The sequence below is a fragment of the uncultured Lacinutrix sp. genome (assembly GCF_947500325.1).
In the GTDB taxonomy this organism is placed as follows: domain Bacteria; phylum Bacteroidota; class Bacteroidia; order Flavobacteriales; family Flavobacteriaceae; genus Lacinutrix.
On the sequence record NZ_CANMRQ010000015.1, the window covers coordinates 50470 to 72592 of the forward strand.

25 protein-coding genes are annotated in these 22123 nt (G+C 31.4%); 13 read left to right on the top strand and 12 right to left on the bottom strand.

The features are described 5' to 3' along the window. Positions 1-12: 12 nt before the first annotated feature. Complete coding sequence (locus Q0997_RS15385) at positions 13-759, bottom strand: uroporphyrinogen-III synthase (protein ID WP_299890376.1); 747 nt, start codon at positions 757-759, stop codon at positions 13-15. 15 nt (positions 760-774) lie between these two features. After that, positions 775-1434, bottom strand: coding sequence for a DUF4271 domain-containing protein (locus Q0997_RS15390; RefSeq protein ID WP_367180221.1), 660 nt, complete (start codon positions 1432-1434; stop codon positions 775-777). A gap of 109 nt (positions 1435-1543) precedes the next feature. On the opposite strand from Q0997_RS15390, the gene Q0997_RS15395 reads away from it, so the two are divergent. Genes Q0997_RS15395 through Q0997_RS15405 form a run of 3 tightly spaced genes read left to right on the top strand, consistent with a single transcriptional unit; the run spans position 1544 to position 4132 of the window. After that, positions 1544-2275 (top strand): polyprenol monophosphomannose synthase, encoded by a 732-nt coding sequence (locus Q0997_RS15395; protein WP_299890378.1) that lies wholly within the window; start codon positions 1544-1546, stop codon positions 2273-2275. Then, positions 2268-3614 (top strand): dihydroorotase, encoded by a 1347-nt coding sequence (locus tag Q0997_RS15400; RefSeq protein ID WP_299890380.1) that lies wholly within the window; start codon positions 2268-2270, stop codon positions 3612-3614. The genes Q0997_RS15395 and Q0997_RS15400 overlap by 8 nt, the downstream gene beginning before the upstream one ends. Before the next feature lie 2 nt (positions 3615-3616). Continuing rightward, a complete protein-coding gene (locus tag Q0997_RS15405; RefSeq protein ID WP_299890382.1) occupies positions 3617-4132 on the top strand; it encodes a DUF4296 domain-containing protein in 516 nt (171 codons plus the stop codon). On the opposite strand, the gene Q0997_RS15410 is transcribed toward Q0997_RS15405, so the two are convergent. Then, positions 4133-5146, bottom strand: a complete 1014-nt coding sequence (locus Q0997_RS15410; RefSeq protein ID WP_299890384.1) for an NAD-dependent epimerase/dehydratase family protein — start codon at positions 5144-5146, stop codon at positions 4133-4135. It abuts the gene before it with no gap. A gap of 87 nt (positions 5147-5233) precedes the next feature. Between Q0997_RS15410 and tyrS the strand changes: the two genes are divergently transcribed. Next, positions 5234-6544 (top strand): tyrosine--tRNA ligase, encoded by a 1311-nt coding sequence (tyrS, locus tag Q0997_RS15415; protein ID WP_299890385.1) that lies wholly within the window; start codon positions 5234-5236, stop codon positions 6542-6544. 93 nt (positions 6545-6637) lie between these two features. On the opposite strand, the gene Q0997_RS15420 is transcribed toward tyrS, so the two are convergent. The 3 genes from Q0997_RS15420 to Q0997_RS15430 form a co-directional block, all read right to left on the bottom strand. Further along, positions 6638-7081 (bottom strand): YHS domain-containing (seleno)protein, encoded by a 444-nt coding sequence (locus tag Q0997_RS15420; protein WP_299890387.1) that lies wholly within the window; start codon positions 7079-7081, stop codon positions 6638-6640. 30 nt (positions 7082-7111) lie between these two features. Beyond that, on the bottom strand, positions 7112-8092 hold the full coding sequence (locus Q0997_RS15425) for an acyl transferase (protein ID WP_299890389.1): 981 nt from the start codon (positions 8090-8092) through the stop codon (positions 7112-7114). A 75-nt stretch (positions 8093-8167) separates the two neighbouring features. Next, on the bottom strand, positions 8168-10237 hold the full coding sequence (locus Q0997_RS15430) for a T9SS type A sorting domain-containing protein (RefSeq protein ID WP_299890391.1): 2070 nt from the start codon (positions 10235-10237) through the stop codon (positions 8168-8170). Positions 10238-10496: 259 nt separating this feature from the next. On the opposite strand from Q0997_RS15430, the gene Q0997_RS15435 reads away from it, so the two are divergent. Beyond that, the gene (locus tag Q0997_RS15435) at positions 10497-11180 is read left to right on the top strand and encodes a response regulator transcription factor (protein WP_299890393.1); all 684 of its coding nucleotides are present in this window, start codon (positions 10497-10499) and stop codon (positions 11178-11180) included. Positions 11181-11189: 9 nt separating this feature from the next. Next, positions 11190-12227 carry an ATP-binding protein gene (locus tag Q0997_RS15440; RefSeq protein ID WP_299890395.1) on the top strand — a complete coding sequence of 346 codons (1038 nt, stop codon included), beginning with the start codon at positions 11190-11192 and terminating at the stop codon, positions 12225-12227. On the opposite strand, the gene Q0997_RS15445 is transcribed toward Q0997_RS15440, so the two are convergent. After that, complete coding sequence (locus Q0997_RS15445; protein WP_367180222.1) at positions 12210-13358, bottom strand: glycosyltransferase; 1149 nt, start codon at positions 13356-13358, stop codon at positions 12210-12212. The genes Q0997_RS15440 and Q0997_RS15445 overlap by 18 nt on opposite strands. Positions 13359-13411: 53 nt before the next feature. Here Q0997_RS15445 and trmB point away from each other — a divergent pair, with 53 nt between their 5' ends. From trmB to Q0997_RS15480, 7 genes are all read left to right on the top strand, one after another. Beyond that, entirely contained in the window at positions 13412-14086 is a 675-nt protein-coding gene (gene trmB, locus Q0997_RS15450; RefSeq protein WP_299890397.1) for a tRNA (guanosine(46)-N7)-methyltransferase TrmB, read from the top strand. Between the two features lies 1 nt (position 14087). Continuing rightward, a complete protein-coding gene (locus tag Q0997_RS15455) occupies positions 14088-14717 on the top strand; it encodes a LysE family transporter (RefSeq protein WP_299890400.1) in 630 nt (209 codons plus the stop codon). A 39-nt stretch (positions 14718-14756) separates the two neighbouring features. Further along, complete coding sequence (locus Q0997_RS15460) at positions 14757-15086, top strand: MGMT family protein (protein WP_299890402.1); 330 nt, start codon at positions 14757-14759, stop codon at positions 15084-15086. Between the two features lie 108 nt (positions 15087-15194). Then, positions 15195-16331, top strand: a complete 1137-nt coding sequence (locus tag Q0997_RS15465; protein ID WP_299890403.1) for an Mrp/NBP35 family ATP-binding protein — start codon at positions 15195-15197, stop codon at positions 16329-16331. A gap of 3 nt (positions 16332-16334) precedes the next feature. Next, the gene (locus Q0997_RS15470) at positions 16335-16577 is read left to right on the top strand and encodes a NifU family protein (protein ID WP_299890404.1); all 243 of its coding nucleotides are present in this window, start codon (positions 16335-16337) and stop codon (positions 16575-16577) included. A 5-nt stretch (positions 16578-16582) separates the two neighbouring features. Further along, complete coding sequence (locus Q0997_RS15475; protein WP_299890405.1) at positions 16583-17644, top strand: NAD(P)/FAD-dependent oxidoreductase; 1062 nt, start codon at positions 16583-16585, stop codon at positions 17642-17644. Positions 17645-17672: 28 nt separating this feature from the next. Continuing rightward, on the top strand, positions 17673-18005 hold the full coding sequence (locus Q0997_RS15480) for a 2Fe-2S iron-sulfur cluster-binding protein (RefSeq protein WP_299890407.1): 333 nt from the start codon (positions 17673-17675) through the stop codon (positions 18003-18005). On the opposite strand, the gene Q0997_RS15485 is transcribed toward Q0997_RS15480, so the two are convergent. From Q0997_RS15485 to Q0997_RS15505, 5 genes are all read right to left on the bottom strand, one after another. Beyond that, positions 18002-18901, bottom strand: a complete 900-nt coding sequence (locus tag Q0997_RS15485) for a metallophosphoesterase family protein (protein WP_299890409.1) — start codon at positions 18899-18901, stop codon at positions 18002-18004. The genes Q0997_RS15480 and Q0997_RS15485 overlap by 4 nt on opposite strands. A gap of 107 nt (positions 18902-19008) precedes the next feature. Continuing rightward, entirely contained in the window at positions 19009-20187 is a 1179-nt protein-coding gene (locus Q0997_RS15490; RefSeq protein WP_299890411.1) for an acyl-CoA dehydrogenase family protein, read from the bottom strand. 62 nt (positions 20188-20249) lie between these two features. Beyond that, on the bottom strand, positions 20250-20963 hold the full coding sequence (locus Q0997_RS15495) for a methyltransferase (protein WP_299890413.1): 714 nt from the start codon (positions 20961-20963) through the stop codon (positions 20250-20252). 6 nt (positions 20964-20969) lie between these two features. Next, positions 20970-21500, bottom strand: coding sequence for a ribosome maturation factor RimM (gene rimM / locus Q0997_RS15500; RefSeq protein WP_299890415.1), 531 nt, complete (start codon positions 21498-21500; stop codon positions 20970-20972). 65 nt (positions 21501-21565) lie between these two features. Next, positions 21566-22069, bottom strand: coding sequence for a 30S ribosomal protein S16 (locus tag Q0997_RS15505; protein WP_299890418.1), 504 nt, complete (start codon positions 22067-22069; stop codon positions 21566-21568). Between the last annotated feature and the right edge of the window lie 54 nt (positions 22070-22123).

Below are 22123 nucleotides of genomic sequence, written 5' to 3' on the forward strand. Positions count from 1 at the left end.
CTAAATAAGAAACTATTTCTTATTTACAGTGTTTATATATTTTTTTAAAGCCATAGTCATTGAAGGTGTTTCAGGAGTTGGAGCAGCAATATCTACTCTTAGACCTTTAGCTTCAACAGCTTTAATTGTGGTATTACCAAAAACAGCTATACGGGTTTCATTTTGTTTGAAATCTGGAAAATTATGGAATAAAGATTCTATGCCAGAAGGACTAAAGAAAACTAAAATGTCATAGGTTACATTTTCTAAATCAGATAAATCACTAATAACAGTTTTATAGAAAACAGCTTCTTTCCAGTTTACTCCTAAATCATTTAGTACTTTAGGAACTGCAGGTTTTAATTTGTCTGTAGCTGGTAGTAAAAAAGACTCGTCTTTATATTTTTTAATTAAAGGAGATAACTCAGCAAAAGTACGTTTACCAACATATATTTTACGTTTTCTGTAAACAACATACTTTTGAAGGTAGTAAGCAACAGCTTCAGATTGACAAAAATACTTCATAGCGTCTGGCACTTTGAAGCGCATTTCTTCTGCAACTCTAAAAAAGTGATCTACAGCATTTCTACTAGTTAATATAATAGCAGTAAATTTTGTTAGGTCAATTTTTTGTTGTCTAATTTCCTTAGATGGGACGCCTTCTACGTGAATAAATGGTCTGAAATCGATTTTAACTTTCTGTTTTTCAGATAGATCGAAATATGGCGAATTTTCTATTTTAGGTTCGGGTTGAGAGACTAAAATTGTTTTCACTTTCATATTTAATAGCTTTGTTTAGTTGCCTTGTATTTTTGTAAATGACTTGTACAAAATTACATAAGGCGAAATTTCAAGTGCGCAAAGATACAAAATAAAATAAAATATATGTTTCTTTATTAAGTTTAGATTGTTTTTAAAAAAGAAAAATAATCCAATAGAGTGTATTGCTATTAAAATAGATGCTGCAATTAGAAGCGTTGTTTTATTAGGAGTGAAACTAAATAGCATAATTGCATTTATTGGAATTAATAATATGCCCAAAAAATTTTTGTAACTAATTTTTTCAAAAATGTAATTATTAATTATAAAATCTAAACTTAGTATACTACTTATAATGCGTTCTATTAGTACTTTTATTAATATAAATAAGGCTATTGCAATGGCAAGTTTAAATATAAACATTTTAATAGTACTGTTACTAAAATCTGAGCTATGCTTATATATATTTAAACTAAAAATAGATAATCCAATAACCAAATTTGTAAAAAGTAAGCCTTCAAATAAATCAAGAAATTTTTGTTCTCTACCATAGATTTTTAAATATCTAAAATTAAATAGCATATAAATAAAATCTTGGAAACGTTTAGGAAACATTAATTTAGTTATAGCAACCAACAATAGACAAACCATTAATAAAATGGTGTGCAGTTCAGTAGAAAAGACTTCGCGTAACATATCTGTAAAATTATTATAATTATTTAGAGTTGGATGTTATTTATTAAGAAATATTTACAAATAATAAAGTTTCAAAATATGTACATTTGCTCTAAAATATATTCAATTAATGAAGGACGCTATTGTCATCATTCCTACGTACAATGAGATTGAAAATATCGAAGCTATTATAAAAGCAGTATTTGCTCAAGATAAAGCCTTTGATATATTAATAGTTGATGATAATTCACCAGACCTAACAGCATTAAAGGTGAAAGAACTTCAAGAAGAGTTTTCTAATCAATTGTTTTTAGAGACCCGAGAAGAGAAATCTGGCTTAGGTACTGCGTATATTCATGGTTTTAAATGGTGTTTAAAAAGAGACTATAATTATATTTTTGAAATGGACGCAGATTTTTCGCATAATCCAAAAGATTTAGTCCGATTATATGAAGCTTGTTCTAAAAATGCAGATTTAGCTATTGGATCTAGATACGTAAAAGGAGTGAATGTTGTAAATTGGCCCTTAAGTAGAATTATTTTATCGTATGGAGCATCCATTTACGTTAAATTAATTACTGGAATGCGTATTCAAGATGCTACAGCTGGCTTTATTTGCTATAAAAGACAAGTATTAGAAACAATAAACTTAGATGAAGTAAAATTTATAGGTTATGCCTTTCAAATTGAGATGAAATTTAGAGCGCATTTAAAACGTTTTAAAATTGTTGAAGTTCCAGTAATATTTACAGATAGAACAAAAGGAAAGTCTAAATTAAGCTCAGGAATTATTTCTGAAGCCATATTTGGAGTTATTACTATGAAATTTAAAAGTCTATTCAATAAAAAAAATAATGAGTGATAGAATAACACTAATTAAGAACGCCAAAATTGTAAACGAAGGTGTTGTATTTGAGGGAGATATCTTAATTGAAGGCGAATTTATAACGAAAATTGATCGTTCAATTAGTCCAAAATCTGCTGATGTGAATGTATTTGATGCAGAAGGTAAGTATGTTATTCCTGGAGCTATTGATGATCAAGTGCATTTTAGAGAGCCAGGTTTAACGCATAAAGCAAATATAGAAACCGAATCTCGTGCAGCTATTGCTGGAGGTATTACGTCGTTTATTGAGATGCCTAATACTAATCCACAAACAACTACTATTGAAAAATTAAATGAAAAATTTGATATAGCAAAAAATACTTCTTATGCGAACTATTCTTTTATGTTTGGTGGGACTAATGATAATTTAGATGAAATATTAAAAGTAGACCCTAAACAAGTAGCAGCTTTGAAATTATTCTTAGGATCTTCTACAGGTAATATGCTTGTGGATAATCCAGAGGTGCTAGAAAAAATATTTTCTAGTACAGATTTATTAATTGCAGTACATTGTGAAGACGAGGCAACAATAAAAGCAAATACAGAAGTATATAAAGAACGCTATGGTGATGATATTCCTGTTAAGTTTCACCCTATTATTCGTAGTGAAGAAGCATGTTATATTTCTTCATCTAAAGCTATAGAGTTAGCAAAGAAAACAGGTGCTAGATTGCACGTGTTTCATTTGTCAACAGGTAAAGAAACGGCGCTTTTTGATAATAAAATACCTTTAAGTGAAAAGAAAATTACTGCAGAGGTTTGTATTCATCACCTTTGGTTTAATGATAAAGATTATGATGAAAAAGGAACATTAATAAAATGGAATCCTGCTGTAAAAACTGAAAATGATAGAAGTCAGCTTTTAAAAGCATTACTAGATGATCGTATAGATGTTATAGCTACAGATCATGCACCGCATACAATAGAGGAGAAAAGTAATGTGTATACTAAAGCACCTTCTGGTGGGCCATTAGTACAACATGCTCTACCAGCTTTATTAGAAATGTATCATCAAGGGCAAATTTCTATAGAAAAAATTGTAGAAAAAATGTGTCATAATCCAGCTATATTATTTCAAATAGAAAAAAGAGGTTATATAAAAGAAGGTTATTATGCAGATTTAGTGATTATAGATTTAAATAAACCTTGGACTGTTAATAAGGATAATATTCTGTATAAATGTGGTTGGTCTCCTTTTGAAGGAACAACATTTAAATCTAGAATTTTATATACATTTATTAATGGTGGATTAGCGTATAAAAACTTCAAGTTTTATGATACTAAATACGCAAAGCAATTAACTTTTAATAGATAATAATGAAGTTTTACTACGGCATATTATTAATATTAGGGATGTTATTTACATCTTGTTATAATGTTGAGAAACCAGAAAAACCTAAAGATTTATTGTCTCAAGATGAAATGGTTGCGATATTGGTAGATATGGCTATAATATCTTCTGCTAAGGGAACTAATAAAAAGAAAATAGAAAATATAGGAATCGCCCCAAATGAGTATATTTTTAAAAGACATAATATAGATAGTATACGCTTTAATAATAGTAATAATTTTTATGCTTATAATATTGACAAGTATACTGAAATATATAAACAAGTAGAAGATAGTTTAACAGTTCTAAGGGATGTCTATAAAGAAATTGAAGCCAAAGAGAAAAAAGAAAAAACGATAAGAGATTCTATTAATAAAATAAGAACAATTAAACAAGATTCTATTTATAAAGCTAATGGAGGCAAAGCTAAATTAAAGAAAATACAATCTCAAAAACAAAAGGGAATAGGAGAACTTAAAAAACAAATAAAAGAGAAAAAGTAATTAATTTTTCTGATCTTCTAAAAAGTAGCTAGCAACATTTTCAATACTCTTTGCGATTACCATAAACTTAAAACCTAAAGCTTTAATAATTTTATCATTATTATAATAATCTTTAGTCGTTGCAGATTGAGCATTATGTTTACTCATTTGTCTGCGTTTTCCTACGAGTTTATGTCTTAGCCAATCAAATCTCCAAAATAGATTTAAATGCCATTGTTTGGCTTCTTTTTTTGGTTGTTTTACACCTAATGCAATTGCAGTCTGTTTAGTAAAAGTTTCAAAGCTTAAATTCTCAGAAACTAAAATAAAACGCTCATTTATAATATGAGATTGCATAATACCAATCATCGCATTCACAACATCATTTACAGAGACATAACCAGTAACACCTTTTGTGTAGAAAGGTAAACCTTTATAGATTCGTGTAAATAAACCACCACTACCATATTTCCATATCCCAGGGCCTAATATAATCCCAGGATTAACAATAACTGCATTTAAGCCTTCTTGGGTGCCACGCCATACTTCCATTTCAGCACCGTATTTAGTAATGGCATACACGCTGTTATCTTTTTCAGGATTCCAATCGGTTTCTTCTGTAATGGGTTCGTTGTTTTTTGAAGAACCAATAGCAGCAATAGAACTTACATAGCATAACTTTTGAGTTTTATTTGCTAAACATAGATTTACAATGTTTGCAGTACCTTCTATATTTGTTTTCTTTAGTAAATAAAACTTATCTGGTTCAAAAGATACAAATGCAGCACAATGATATACATGAGTAACATCTTTAAATGCATCGTTTAAAGACGGTATATCATTAAGGTCTGCAAGAATCCATTCAATTTTATTAAAAAGAGCTTCAGTATTATCATTATAGTAAGAAAAGATGCGTTTTACTATCTCAAACTTTTTTTTATTTCTGTATATGGCACGAATGTTTTGTTCTTCATTTAACAATTTGTAGAGTAAATGAGCACCTACCATGCCAGTTCCACCTGTAACTAAAATCATAGGTCTAATGTAAGAAATATTCAATATTGTATCTTAATTATGCATTGATTTTTATCTTTGCTATCGATAATAAATAATGCAGTAAAAATGGCAAATAAGTTTGTAGAAGAATTACGTTGGAGAGGAATGGTACATGATATCATGCCTGGAACAGATGAGCAATTAGATAAAGAAATGACCACAGCCTATGTAGGCTTCGATCCAACTAGTGATTCTCTACATATTGGTAGTTTAGTTCCAATTATTTTATTAGTGCATATAGAAAAGGCTGGACATAAACCAATAGCTTTAGTTGGTGGAGCTACAGGTATGATTGGTGATCCATCTGGGAAAAGCGATGAGCGTAATTTATTAGATGAAGCTACTTTGGCGCATAATGTAGCTGGGATTAAAAATGTATTATCTCGTTTTTTAGATTTTAATTCTCAAGCAGAAAATGCTCCAATCTTAGTAAATAATTACGATTGGATGAAAAATTTCTCATTTATCGACTTTGCTAGAGATGTTGGTAAGCGTTTGACGGTGAATTATATGATGGCTAAAGATTCTGTGAAGAAACGATTGTCTGGTGATGATGGCAGTGTTGGAATGTCGTTTACTGAATTTACTTACCAATTAATTCAAGGTTATGACTTTTACCATTTACATAAAACTATGGGCTGTAAATTACAAATGGGAGGTAGCGATCAATGGGGAAACATTACTACAGGAACAGAGTTAGTAAGACGAATGAATGTTGGAGATGAAACGGCCAAAGCTTACGCAATGACCTGTCCTTTAATTACTAAAGCAGATGGTTCTAAGTTTGGAAAAAGCGAAGGTGGTAATGTATGGCTAGATGCCGAAAAAACATCGGTATATAAATTTTATCAATTTTGGTTGAATACAACCGATGAAGATGCTGAAAAGTACATTAAGATTTTTACTTTTTTAGACCAAAAAACTATAAGTAATCTTGTTGAAGAACATAAAGAGCATCCACATTTAAGAACGTTACAAAAACGTTTAGCTCTTGAAGTAACAACTTTTGTTCATAGTGCAGAAGATTTTGAGAATGCTAAGAAAGCTTCAGGAATTTTATTTAGTAAAAACTTCAATGAAGAGATTAGAACATTAGATGAAAAATTATTCTTAGACGTTTTTGAAGGTGTACCTCAAGCAGAAATTTCAAGAACAGAAATTAATGAAGGATTAGATATGATTGCTGCATTAGCTGCTAAGACAAATTTCTTAGCTAGTAATGGCGAAGCAAGACGTGCATTAAAAGAGAATGCCGTGTCGGTAAATAAAAATAAAGTTAAAGACGATTATAAAATCACGGATAGCGATTTAATAAATGATAAATACGTAGTATTAAATAAAGGAAAGAAGAATACTTATATTATAAAGGTAGTATAAGTAGTTAAAAGAAAGAAGCCTGAATACTGAGAGGTATAACAGGCTTCTAAAAATTAGTCAACCAACTAAACTAATTTTTCTTTAACATAGCTATTAATCTATTTCATTAATCAATTCCCAATTTTGGTCGGCTTTTTTTTGTAAACCTTTCACATCTTTTTCTAACCATAATTCTAAAGTGTTTGTTCCCCAAGAATTATAGAATAAATAAAGCTTCCCATCTCGTATTTCGAACGTTTCAGGATCAATAGATACTTTTTTACTTTTCTCTGCTATAGCATAAGCACAGTAGCCTCCGTATTGCGGTATATATCGTTTAGGGTTTTTATTAAAAGTTTCTAAATGTTCTTTAGAGGAAAACTTGTATTTAACGCCGTCATGAGTCACAGTATAGTCTTTGCTGCCTTTTTCTGCTTTGTTTTCAAAATAGGAAACAACGTCATAACCTTGAATTATAAAACCTTTTTTAGTGTTATAATCTGTTTGCGCTTGTGTAGAAATAATTCCGAAGAAAAATAAAATTAAGATTTTTTTCATGACTACTAAGTCGTAGTCTTAATAATATCATTACAAAACCATTAAATTACAACCCCTAATATCGCTGGTGTCAAACCTACCTATAATTTCGAATGAATTATCAGAATATACACGACCTAAATCTTGAGTTGCAATAAACGAACAAGAATTTATATTGGCTAGATCAATAATATTTATACCTCCAGATTTTCCTTTAGGTAAAAGTGTTAAGGCATCTTCGGTATCGCGTGTTATAACTCGCATCCAATTAGGACAATTAAACACACCATTGCCTTTAGAATAGGCCTGACTTAATAACTCGGTCATGCCATATTCACTATGTATAGTTTTTGTGCCAAAACCTACTTTTAATGTATTGTGAAGTTCTTCTCTTATAATTTCTTTACGCCTACCTTTCATACCTCCAGTTTCCATAACAATAATATTATTAAGGTTGAAATTATGAGTTTCTATTAAATCTAAAAGAGCAAAAGAAACACCAATTAAAAGTACTTTTTTATTGTTTTTATCTAAGGTAATTAATGTGTTACTTAATTCATCTAGATTATCTAAATAAAAACCACTGTCTTGATGCTTAGATTCTTTTATCATTGCATCTACCATATATATTAATGAAGATCCATCTCTTTCTATGTAGCTTGGTAATAAAGCTAAAATTACATAGTCCTCTACATTTCCATAAAAACGTTGAAATGCTTTAGTAAAACTCTTTTCATAAATACTAAGATTTGTAATATGATGTTTACTTGTTGTAGTACCTGTTGTACCACTACTAGTAAAAGTTTTTGTAATAGTTCCTTTAGAACTTAATATGTTGTGCGATTTAAAAAATTGAATGGGAAGAAAAGGAATGTCTTCAATATGTTTTATATCGCTAGGATGTTTATATAATAAATCGCAAAAAGAGCGATAAACCAAATTATTATCAAATTGAAATTTAAAAACCTTTAAAGCCATAGCGTTAAATTCGGCTTCAGTTTTTATATTAAAAATGTCTTTGGTATTAATCATTATTAAACAAAAATAAATAAAATAAAAAAGAGCGTTACCATAGATAACGCTCTTTTAAATTTAAAAAATTTGGATTTATTCAATTACTAATTTCTTAGTTGTTGAAGCTCCGTTTTGAGTTAATTTTACTAAGTATACTCCAGAATTTAAATTAGATACATTTAATGTATTATTCTCTAATTCTTGAGCGATAACTTGTTTTCCTAAAATATTGTATACTGTTACATTTACAGCTTCATTTGAAGTTGTTTTAATGTTTACAAACCCTGTGTTTGATGGGTTAGGATAGATTGAGAAGTTTGAAGTTTCAAAACTATCTACAGATAATGTATTGTTGTCATTTATAGCGCCTGGCGTTCCTAAGTCGCCATCTCCATACATAGTAACAGCAACACTCCAGTTTGCACCATTGTCATTATCGGTACTATTTAATTTTTGAATATCTAACTCCATACTTACTCCTGTTGGATCAGGGAAAGTAGCACCATTATCCCAAAGAACTTCATCAATAACAGTTGCTCCACATTGAATAGAAATTTCATCTGAGCCATTACCTAAAAACGTAGAAGTACCATCATAAACATAATCAGGAGTAATTCCTCCATTTGTCATTGGATTTGCACTAGCTACAAAAACAGCATAACCATTTCCGGGAACAACCACAGAAGAAGTAATAGTAAAGTTTTCACCTGCATTAGTTAGATCAACAATCTCCCATCCTACCATGTCAATTGCAGATCCAGTAGTGTTATAAACTTCAAAATATTCACCTAAATTATCTGAAACAGCATTTGGGTTTTGCATGATCTCAGTAATGATAATGTCTCCAACATTAGCACATGTTGCAGCTGGTGTAACACTACCCGTTAATGGTCTTATTTCATTTGTAACTCCTGTTGTAGATACTATTAAATCTCCCATGTAATTAGCTTCTAATAAACCAGCAACCATTCTAATATATATAGTGGTTGGATCTACTGAACCAGGATTAGTTAAAGGCGCAACAACAGATGTTGCAAAGCCAGTAGCTGTTGTTAAAGATACTTCAAAATTTGATGGAGCTGTTATTGTTATTCCAGTAGTTAAAAATAATCCAGAAACAGAAATAGTGTCTTCGCCAGAAGGTCCAGAACCTTCAGGGTAGTTAAATGGGTCTATTGTTCCGTTTACAGTAATTTGCGGTGTTGCAGGTGAAACGGTTCCAGTAAGAGCTAATGTAGAGTCTGTAGCACCTGTTGCAGAAGCTGTAATATCTCCCATGTATGTGTTAGAAGTTAATCCAGAAACTAAACGAACATATACTGGTGTGGAAGCTACAGTTCCTGGTGCAGTTAGTACAGCACTAACAGAATTAGAATAAGGTCCACCAGAGGTTAATGATATCTCAAAATTTGTTGGAGCGTTTACAGTAATATTTGTAGTTAAATTAATTCCAGAAACATTAAAGCTATCTTCATTTGATGGGCCATTGCCTTCAAAATAATCCAAACTAGATACTGAGCCAGTTATTGAAACTGTAGGAGTGCTAGACATTGTAGTTGTATAAGTTCCGATACCACCCATTAAAGTTTCAAAAGTATCCATTCCGCCTTGACAGGTTCCTAAAGTATTTAAAGTTCCAGCTCCAGGAATAGTCCATTCAGATTCTGTAAAAGTAGCATTAGGTCCATTGCCATCTACACGTTTAGCATAAGAGTCAGCATATTCCCATGTTTGTCCTGATCCATCAACACTATCAACACCATATTGGTCTACAACCATTGAATTTGCAGTTACAATAATTCTAACTCTATCATCACCATTCAAGTTCATTGTTCCAGTTGTTAATGTTGGAGCACTAGCTATTGAAGGAAATTCACTTGCTATGGCAGTAGCACTTCCAGTAGTTGTTACATATACAAAGGCATTAGTTACAGTTCCAAGAGCACTAAGATCTTGAGTAGCTCCCCAAGTTGTATTTGCATTTGTTTGATTCTCTAAAGAATATAAAGAAAAATCAACTATACCATCTGCATAAATTTCTAATAATTTTGGATTTCCACCAGAACAGTCTCCATCTACAATTGCTGTAATAATTGGCATGTTCTGCCCCAAAGAGGTCGCGGTTATCAAAATTGTTAGTAATAAAAAGTAGATTTTTTTCATAATTGTTTATTTAAAATTAGTTTACAAATATAAGCATAATAAATAGTTAAGCCAGTTTATTGCAATTTTGCAATAGATTTTTAACGATATAATAACATAAAGAGGTGATTTTTAATGCTAGGATACTATAGTTTATAATCTACTAAACGGTTTAAATTTAAGTTAGACCAATGTTACTATAATGTTATTAATTTCTTGAACATTATATATAATGTGAATAATTTTATCTTTACGTTATTATAATTAACCAAAAAATATAATGAATAAACAGGACATAAAAATACTACTTGTAGATGATGAGCCAGATATTCTAGAAATTGTAAGCTACAATCTCTCAAATGAAGGTTATCAAGTTATAACTGCAGGAAATGGTATAGATGGTGTTGCAAAAGCTAAAAAAGAAAAACCTCATTTAATTGTTTTAGATGTTATGATGCCTGAAATGGATGGTATTGAAGCATGTGAACAAATAAGAAAAGTACCAGATTTAAAAAATACTATAATAACATTTCTAACAGCAAGAGGCGAAGATTATTCTCAAGTGGCTGGTTTTGATGCTGGTGCCGATGATTATATTACAAAACCAATTAAACCAAAAGTTTTGGTTAGTAAAGTAAAAGCATTATTACGTCGTTTAAAAACTGATGATTCTAATGACTCTATATTAAAATTAGGTGGCCTAATAATTAATAAAGATGAATATAAAATTTCATTGAACGGAAAAGAAATTCTCTTGCCCAAAAAAGAGTTTGAACTTTTATGTCTATTAGCTTCAAAGCCAGGCAAAGTGTTTAAAAGAGAGGATATTTTAGAAAAAATATGGGGAAATGAAGTTGTTGTAGGTGGTAGAACTATTGATGTGCATATTAGAAAAGTGAGAGAAAAAGTAGGAGATAAATCAATAAAGACCATAAAAGGTGTCGGCTATAAATTTATAGACTAGTTAATAGATATGAAATTAAAGAAAACATATAAGTTTGCCTTTAGAACCTCTCTGTTTATAACGGTTGTTTTAACGCTCATAATGAGCGTTTTTTTATATGTTTTTTACGATTTAAAGCTATTACCTTTAGTTGTCTTTAGTTTGATTTGTTACGGTGTGTCTTTTTTAATAATTCAGTATAGAGTTCAAAACTTTATTTATAGAAGAGTAAAACAAATATATGCAGACTTAACGCTTTTAGAATCTACATCCTTTAGAAAAGAAAGAATAACTACAGACATGGTTACTTTAACAGAAGAAATAGATAGGTTTGCAAGAGATAGAAAAATAGAAATAGAAACACTAAAAGATAGAGAAGAGTATAGAAAAGAGTTTTTAGGTAATGTATCACATGAATTAAAAACACCACTGTTTACTGTACAAGGTTATCTAGAGACTTTAATTGATGGAGCTGCAGACGATGAGAAAATAAGAGAGAAATATTTAGATAGGGCAAATAAAGGCGTAGAGCGATTAATTTATATTGTTAAAGATTTAGATATGATCACTAAATTAGAAGTTGGTGATTTGAGATTAGAACCAGAAACTTTTGATATTGTTGAGTTAATTAGTAGTGTTTTTGAATTATTCGAAATGAAATCTGCAAAGAAAAAGATTACACTAACTTTCGATATAGATTATAATACTCCTATATATGTTAAAGCAGATAAAGAGAAAATTCAGCAAATATTAACAAACCTTATTGTTAACTCTATTAAATATGGTAGGGAAAAAGGTACAACCGAGGTAAGTATCGAAAACCTTATTAAAAATAAGGTTATCGTTCGTGTAACAGATAATGGAGAAGGTATTGCTAAAGAAAATATACCAAGACTATTTGAACGTTTTTATCGTGTAGATAAAAGTGGTTCTAGAAAAGAAGGTGGTTCTGGTTTAGGTTTAGCTATTGTGAAGCATATTATAGAAGCTCACGATGAAAAAATATATATTGAAAGTGAATTAGGCGTAGGAAGTGAATTTTCTTTTACTTTAGAAAAGACTGAATAATTCTTTTAAATTTGGTTTCCTATATTCCATCTGTAAACCTTTATAATCATTAACTTTTTCTAACTGACTTAATTTAAAATGCTCTTGATTACAAGTTGGAACTATGCCTAGCTTGTCAAAATTTTCAGCAAGATACTCCTGTTCAAATTGGCCAGGTGTAGCAATGAAAAAGGCTTTCTTTCCTAATTTAGCTAAATCCATAACTGTAGTATAGCCAGAACGAGAAATAATAAGTTCGCTACTATTTATAGCTTGCTCCAAAGCTTTAGAAGTCATAAAATTATAAATTGTAAAATTATTTATTTTAGAAACTGTTTGCTCAGCTTCAATTTTCCCTTTTACAAAGAGAATGTTACCCTCAAAATATTTTAATGTTTCAAATAATTTGTCAGCAAGGATAGTGCGTTGAGGTTCTGGCCCAGAAAGCAAAACCATAATATCGTATTCTGTTTTTGTTTCCGTTTTATGTAATCGGCTTAAAGGACCAAGATAAGTTACGTTTATTTTTGTCTCATTATTAAGGTGTCCTAATTTTCCGCTTAGATTTGGTTCATTTTTAAAGTCTGGTACCCAAACAGAATCAAATTTCTTCATAATGTCATTATGAATCTTTGTGCTTAATGCTGATGTGTTTCCGCTTAATACATTTAATTGATGAGTAATAAAAACAGAAGGCACATTTTTGTTTCTAACGCCTAACCTGTTATCTGATATAATTCCTGAAAGATTATATTTATTTATGAGTTGTTTTGTAGTTTTTTTCTCAGCTTTTTTAGCTTTTAACATTTTTGGAGTTTGTGCTAATAGTTTCCATTTTAAATCGCTTCCTTTTTTTGTATATTTTATATTATAAGCAGGAAGAGTTTCATGAATAAGATCAGGGAATTCTGTTTTAAGAAGTTGTAAGGCTTCGCCGTCACTAGCTATAATAGGTTCAAAATTATGTTCTATAAGCCAATTTATTATAGGAATACATCTAGTGGCATGTCCAATACCCCAATTGAGTGGAGCAACAAGAATTCGTTTTTTTATCATACTAATCGCAAAACGTCTAAAAGGTACATAAAGTTTCCTTTTTATTAAGTAAACTTTATTATATCCTTCTTTTATAGAAAAATCAAAGGTAATCATATAACCACTCTTTTATATTTCCTTAATTTTACCAAAAAATTAAATTAAAGTAAGTGGGAAGTAAAAACAAGCTCAAGCGGTTTAATGAAAATGAAACATTCGCTAATGTATTTCAACCTAAGCGTGAAGATTTAGTTGATGCGGATTATGAGTATAAAGGACATTGGAATGCCTCTGTATTTAAAAATGAAAATCCATTAGTTTTAGAATTAGGATGTGGAAAAGGTGAGTACTCTGTGGAACTCGCAAAAAAATATCCTAATAAAAACTTTATAGGTATAGATATAAAAGGTGCTAGGTTTTGGAGAGGAGCAAAAACGGCTATTGAAGAAAACATACCCAATGTCGCTTTTTTAAGAACCCAAATTGAACTTATAGATTGTGCCTTTGCAGAAAATGAAGTCGATGAAATATGGATTACATTTCCAGATCCTCAAATAAAATATAAGCGTACTAAACACCGTATGACAAATTCTGAATTTTTAAAACGCTATAAAAAGGTTTTAAAACCAGATGGAGTAATGAATTTAAAAACAGATAGTGAATTTATGCATGGTTATACTTTAGGTTTATTACATGGCGAAGGACATGAAGTATTGTATGCAAACCATAATGTATATAAACAAGAAGGAAGCCCAGAAGAGGTTACTAGTATACAAACACATTATGAGAGTATCTATTTAGAACAAAACAAACCAATTACGTATATTAGATTTAAAATTAAGTAATTTGGAAATTACAATCGCTTTTGGATTGGGATTAATAGTTGCTATACTTGGCGTTATTCCTCCTGGTTTACTTAACATGACTGCTGCTAAGGTTAGTATTAATGATGGGCACAACCGTGCTATTATGTTTTCTATTGGTGTTTGCATTGTTGTTGTTGTTCAAACACTAATAGCTTTATTATTTGCTAGCTATTTAACAAATCACCCAGATGTTACTAATATACTACAACGAGTTGCTTTTGTGATTTTTGTTTTACTTACTATTTATTTTCTGTTATTAGCTAATAAGGAGACCAAGCCAGATGTAGATCATATAGTAACTAGTAAAAAAGGACGTTTTTTTCAGGGTATTTTACTGTCGAGTTTAAATGTGTTTCCTATACCTTATCAGGCTTATATGGGGACAACATTAGCAACGGCAAGTTTAATGGTTTTAAATATAACTAGTATAGCATCTTATGTTGCAGGTGCAGCAACTGGAACTTTTGTAATGCTTTACGTTTATATCTTTTTCTTTAAACGTATAAAGAGCAAAAAACTTAGATCACAAAAAAATATTAATTTTAGTATTGGATTGGTAACGGGAATTATAGCCATTTTTACTTTAGTTAATATTATTAAAGAATGGTAGTGTTTCCAAATAATAATTAAAAAACCTAAGCGCATTGTTATGAAAACCGAAACACTTAATTTTTTTGAAAAAGTATATGAGGTTGCCCGACAAATACCATATGGTAAAGTTACAAGTTATGGTGCTATAGGGAATTATCTAGGAGCGCCAAGAAGTGCTAGAATGGTAGGTTATGCTATGAATGGTTCTGTTGGAAAAGATGTGCCAGCACATAGAGTAGTTAACAAAAAAGGATTGTTAACAGGAAAACATCATTTTGATGGCACAAACCTTATGCAACAGCTTTTAGAAAGTGAAGGCGTTGAAATTATTGATAATCAAATTCAAAATTTAGAGAGCGTGTATTGGGATCCTTCAAAAGCACTTTAAATAATTATAAATTTTATAAATACTACAATAAAAAACTTCAAACTAAGCACTTTATTCTTCAAGGTTTATGTAGTATCTTTGCACTTTAGAATAAATCTAAATTAGCGAATGAAATTCACAAAACAAGATATATTAAAAGCATTAGAAACTATAACGGTTCCTGGAGAAGGGCAAAATATGGTAGACAGTGGTGCTGTTAAAAATGTAGTCACTTTTGCAGATGAGGTAATAGTGGATATAACAATAAAAAACCCAGCTTTGCAAGCAAGGAAAAAGACCGAAGTTGAAATACTTAAAACTATTCATGAAAAAGTTTATGAAAAGGCACAAGTAAAAGTTAACTTAAAAGTTGAAGCTCCTGTAAAACCTGCTTCTAATGAAATAAAAGGAAAAACAATTCCTGGTATTCAAAATATAGTTGCAGTAGCCTCTGGAAAAGGTGGTGTTGGTAAATCTACAGTAACAGCGAACTTAGCTGTTACATTAGCAAAAATGGGCTTTAAAGTTGGTGTTTTAGATGCAGATATTTATGGGCCATCAATGCCAATTATGTTAGATGTTGAAATGGAAAGACCTTTGTCTGTTACAGTTGATGGGAAATCTAAAATGAAACCAGTAGAAAATTACGGCGTTAAAATATTATCTATAGGATTTTTTACTAAACCAGACCAAGCAGTTGTCTGGCGTGGACCAATGGCAGCAAAAGCATTAAACCAAATGATTTTTGACGCGGCTTGGGGCGAGTTAGATTTTTTACTGTTAGACCTACCTCCTGGAACTGGAGATATTCATTTAAGTATTATGCAGTCGCTTCCAATTACTGGAGCAGTTGTAGTAAGTACACCACAGAATGTAGCTTTAGCTGATGCTAAAAAAGGAGTTGCAATGTTTCAGCAAGAAAGTATTAATGTACCTGTTTTAGGTATTATAGAAAACATGGCCTATTTTACTCCAGAAGAATTGCCAGATAATAAATACTATATTTTTGGAAAGGAAGGTGCAAAACATTTATCAGAAGATTTAAATGTGCCGCTTTTAGGAGAAATTCCTTTAGTACAAAGTATACGAGAAGCAGGTGATGTAGGTAGGCCAGCAGCACTACAAACAGCTACAGCATTAGAAAAAGCATTTGAGGTAATAACACAAAACGTGGTACAGGAAGTAGTAAATAGAAATACAGATTTACCTCCAACCGAAGCGATAAAAATAACAACAATGGCTGGATGCTCAGCAGTTAAAAAATAGCAAATGACAACAGAAGAACTTAGAGTTAATGTAGAAAAAGCGTTAGATGAAATTCGTCCGTTTTTACAAAGTGATGGAGGAGACATTTCATTGTTAGCTATTGAAGATGATAAATTAGTAAAAGTGCAACTTGAAGGCGCATGTGTTGGTTGTAGTGTTAACCAAATGACACTTAAATCTGGAGTCGAGATGACTATTAAAAAATACGCACCTCAAATTGAGAAGGTCATAAATATTGAGAATTAAGATTTATGATTACAACTGATATTCTAATTATTGGCGCTGGACCAACAGGCCTATTTACAGTTTTTGAAGCAGGTTTACTAAAGTTAAAATGTCATTTAATAGATGCATTACCGCAACCTGGCGGACAATGTTCGGAAATATACCCAAAGAAACCAATCTATGATATTCCTGCTTACCCAGAAATTCTTGCAGGAGATTTAACTGAAAAACTTCTTGAGCAATGTAAACAATTTGAACCTGGATTTACTCTAGGTGAACGAGCAGAAACGATAGAAAAGCAAGAAGATGGTAGTTTTATTGTAACAACTAATAAAGGAACAAAACATCAAGCACCAGTAATTGCTATTGCAGGTGGATTGGGTAGTTTTGAACCGAGAAAACCTTTAATTCATAATATTACAGATTTTGAAGATAAAGGCGTTGAGTATATTATTAAAGACCCTGAAATATATAGAAATAAGAAAGTCGTTATTGCAGGCGGCGGAGATTCTGCTTTAGATTGGAGTATCTTTTTAAGCGATGTTGCTTCAGAAGTTACTTTAATACATAGAAGAAATGAATTTCGTGGGCATTTAGATTCTGTAGAAAAAGTACAAGAATTAAAGAATGCAGGCAAAATTAATTTAGTAACTCCAGCAGAAGTTGTTGGTATTCTTGGAGATGATAAGGTTTCGGGTGTTGTTGTAAAACAAGCAGAGCATATTGAAAAAGAATTCGAAATTGAGACCGATCACTTTATCCCACTTTTTGGTTTGTCACCAAAGCTAGGGCCAATTGCAAATTGGGGATTAGAGATTGAGAAAAATGCTATTAAAGTAAATAACAGTTTAGATTATCAAACCAATATTCCAGGCATATACGCTATAGGGGATGTTAATACATATCCAGGTAAATTAAAATTAATTCTGTGTGGTTTTCATGAAGCAACATTAATGTGTCAATCTGCATATCAAATAATAAACCCTGGAAAACGCTACGTAATGAAATATACAACAGTAGCAGGAGTTGATGGTTTTGATGGTACTAGAAAGGAAGCACCAAAAGCAGTAGTTAAAAAGATAGAATAAAAGGTATAGATTTTGTTATAGAAAAATTATGGAGCAAGACATAAATATTACAATAACAGATAGAGAAGGTGCAATTCACAAAATTCAAGCGCCAACAGATATGGCAATGAATTTAATGGAAGTTGTACGATCTTATGAGTTAGCTCCAGAAGGCACAATAGGAGTTTGTGGAGGTATGGCTATGTGTGCTTCTTGTCAATGTTATGTACTAAGTAAAACAGAATTACCAGAAATGCAAGACGATGAAGAAGCTATGCTTTCTGAAGCGTTTTATGTTAAAGATAATTCTCGTTTAGGTTGCCAAATACAAATAACACCAGAAATGGAAGGTTTAGAGGTTGAGTTAGCGCCAGAAAGCTAATTTGTTTTATAGTTTTCCAGTGCAGTAGGTCCTTCTAATAATACTCTTACAATTTGTAAGGTGCCATCTTCTGTAGTAGCAATCTGCCATTTAATTAATGAGATTTCACCATTCTCAATTTCAATGCCAGTTATGCTTCTTGGATGTACACAGCTACCATCATTAAAAAAGGGAATGTCACCGGGTTCAGGAAAACGAGGTCTATGCGTATGGCCTACAATGGTTAATAAATTGTTGTTATCTGCAATCCATTTTTTTGTTCTACGTTCTACTTTAATAAGTTCTTTGTAGTTTTTTGCCGGACTTGTTGGATCTGCAATCCCCATAACATTTAAGGGTTTCCAAAGTACGCGTACCATAAATCGACTCCATTTCCAGAAAATATAATTCCACCAATCTGCTTGATGGCCATGCGTTAAAAATAATTCTTGCTCTGTTTGTGTGTGTCTTAATACTACAGCTTCATGATATTTTATATCACAAAACAAATCGACATCTTCTCCAGTTTTAGCATCAAAATAAGTAGATAAATACTTCTTTACATATTTAGGATCTCTATAAACCATATCGTGATTTCCCCATATCATATGCAAACGATCTTGTTCATGAAATAACTTCATTAGCAGATATACGTTTTTATGAGCATTTAAAATGGATTCAAAAGAGAGGTTTTCCCATAATTCATCACCGTCACCAAGTTCACAATAGCTAAAGCCTTCAGCATAATAATGTTTTAAAGCATGAAAATAGATATTTCTATTATTTGCAAAATCATCAGCAAAACTATTATCACCGCGATGACAATCACTAAACAATATAATCTTACTGTCATTATCAAAGTCGACAATTTTTGCTTCTTTATAAGCGCGATCTAACCTCTTTTTAGCTGAAAACATATAAGTAAAAATAGCATAAAAAAAATGCTCATCAAATAGAGGAGCATTTTTATATTATTTAGTCTTTTTTATATCTAAGAATAAATTACCAAATGTTGTTTAGAGATCTATTTAAAAGCATTTAACCCAGTAACATCTAAACCTGTAATTAGTAAGTGTATATCATGCGTACCTTCATAGGTTACTACACTTTCTAGGTTCATCATGTGTCTCATAATGCTGTATTCTCCAGAGATTCCCATACCACCTAACATTTGTCTAGCATCTCGAGCAATTTTTAAAGCCATATCAACGTTGTTACGCTTTGCCATGGAGATTTGAGCAGAAGTAGCAGTGCCCTTTTCTCTCATGACACCTAAACGCCAAGCTAATAATTGCGCTTTGGTAATTTCTGTAATCATTTCGGCTAATTTCTTTTGTTGTAATTGAAATTGACCTATTGGTTTGCCAAATTGTAATCTTTCTTTACTATATCTTAAAGCAGTATCATAACAGTCCATTGCAGCTCCAATTGCACCCCAAGCAATACCAAAACGAGCAGAATCTAAACAACCTAATGGTGCGCCTAATCCAGATTTGTTTGGTAATAAGTTCTCTTTTGGTACTTTAACGTTATCAAAAATAAGTTCCCCAGTTGCACTAGCTCGTAAAGACCATTTGTTATGCGTTTCTGGAGTTGAGAAACCTTCCATGCCACGTTCTACAATTAAACCATGAATACGGCCTTCTTCGTTTTTAGCCCATACAACAGCAATTTGACAAAAAGGAGAGTTTGAAATCCACATTTTTGCTCCATTAAGAAGATAATGGTCTCCCATATCTTTAAAATTAGTAACCATTCCACCTGGATTAGAACCGTGATCTGGTTCTGTTAATCCAAAACTTCCAATCCATTCACCGCTAGCTAATTTTGGTAAATATTTTTTACGCTGGTCTTCGTTTCCATATTTCCAAATAGGATACATCACTAAAGAAGATTGTACAGATGCTGTACTACGAACGCCAGAGTCACCACGTTCTATTTCTTGCATAATTAATCCATAAGAAATTTGATCTAAACCTGCGCCACCATATTCTTCAGGAATATATGGTCCAAAAGCACCTATTTCTGCTAATCCATTAACAATTTGTTCTGGAAATTCAGCTCTTTGAGCGTAATCTTCAATAATAGGAGAGACATCACGTTTAACCCATTCACGGGCTGCGTCACGTACTAATTTATGTTCTTCAGTTAAAAGCTCATCAAGATTGTAATAATCTGGTGCTTCAAATAAATCTGGTTTCATAATGTAATTTTAAATTCGGTTTTCAAAAATAGCGAAAACGTTTGCAGTTAACAATTTAAAATCTACATTTTCAAGTAAAAATCTTTTGTTAGATTAATATAATCTGCTGTGTATTTGTGTCTTGCAGATTCTATAGTAAGTTCCGAGGTTTTTATGTCGCTTTTATAAAAAGAAAATTCTAAAAGACTACGTTTAAATTCTGTTTTAGGATTGCCTTTAACGCGTAGAATTTTATTAACGTTTAAATTTACTGCAGATGCTAATGTAATAAAACGTGATTCTTCATTAAATGGAATAATAACGCAAAAAATACCGTCATCAATTAATAGTTTTGAAGCACTATCTACTAAATGTTCAAAAGGCATTGCGTCTTGAAAACGTGCTAAATCACGTTGGGAGTCTTCAGTTTTAAAATCTTCAGAATAGAATGGCGGATTAGAAATAATTAAGTCGTATTTATCCTCAATTTCTTCTGTGAATTCTGCTAAATCTGCATGATAACAAAATAATCTATCTCCCCAATTTGAGGCTTCAAAATTATCAACACATTGTTCGTAAGCTAATTCATCAATTTCTAAAGCATCAATAACTTCTGCATTACTACGTTGTGCTAGCATTAAAGATAGAACACCTGTGCCAGCACCAATATCTAAAATGGCAAATGGATTTTTTTCAATACTAGACCAAGCTCCTAATAAAACACCATCAGTACCTATTTTCATAGCGCATTGGTCTTGGTTAACTGTGAACTCTTTGAATTTAAAAGGTTTATTCATAGTAAATTAGTCTTCAATATATAAATCTATAAGGCCTTCCGGAGTATCAACAATTATCTTTTTATTTTCTTTATCTACTTTGTTTATAAAGTGGTCATTCATAGGAATTAAAATTTCGATGCCGTTTCTATCAATTTCAAAAAGAGATTGTGAGGTTGTATCGTTAACTCCTTTTATGATTCCAACGTGACCGAAATTGATATCTTCTACAGAAAAACCAATAATTTCATGAAAATAAAATTTATCATCTTCAAGTTCTGGTAAAAAAGAAAGAGGTAAGTAGCATTCGCTTTTAATTAGAGCGTCTGCGTCTGTTTCTGTATCGACATCTTCAAATTTCACACGTAATAATTCAGATTTATGTAATTGAGAGCTTTCAATAAAAAAAGGAATTAAATTACCTCTTAAGTCTATAAATACAGATTCAAGATTTTCATATAAATCAGGTTCATCTGTATCTAATTTTATTAAAAGTTCTCCTTTAAAACTGTATTTTTTTACAATTTTCCCAAGGAAAAAACACGCGTCTTTATTCATAACTATTTTGCATAAAAAACTCCGATAGCAACTATCGGAGTTTAAAAGTATAAAAAATTAATTTTCTATTCTTCTTCGTTTGTAGCTGCAGTTTCTTCTGCTGGAGCTTCTTCTTCAACAACTGGAGCAGCTGCCGCGATTCTTGCTTCATTTGCTGCTTTTTCAGCTTCAAAAGCTTTAGCTTTAGCATCAGCGTTAGCTTTAGCTAAACCATCTTTTTTAGCATCTACTTTACCAGTTTTTTCCTCTAACCATGCTGTGAATTTTTTCTCAGCTTGTTCTTCAGTCAATGCACCTTTACGAACACCACCAGCAAGGTGATTTTTCAATAAAGCGCCTTTGTAAGATAGTAATGCTTTAGCAGTATCAGTAGGTTGTGCACCATTCTGTAGCCATTTAACTGCACCGTCAACATCTAATTCGATAGTTGCTGGATTAGTATTTGGATTGTAAGCACCTAATTTTTCTAAGTATTTACCATCTCTTTTTGCACGAGCATCTGCTGCTACGATCCAGTAATAAGGTTTTCCTTTTTTACCGTGTCTTTGTAATCTAATTTTTACAGGCATAAAAAATTAATTTGTGAGGTTCTCGACCTCGATTATTAATAAGTGCGCAAAGAT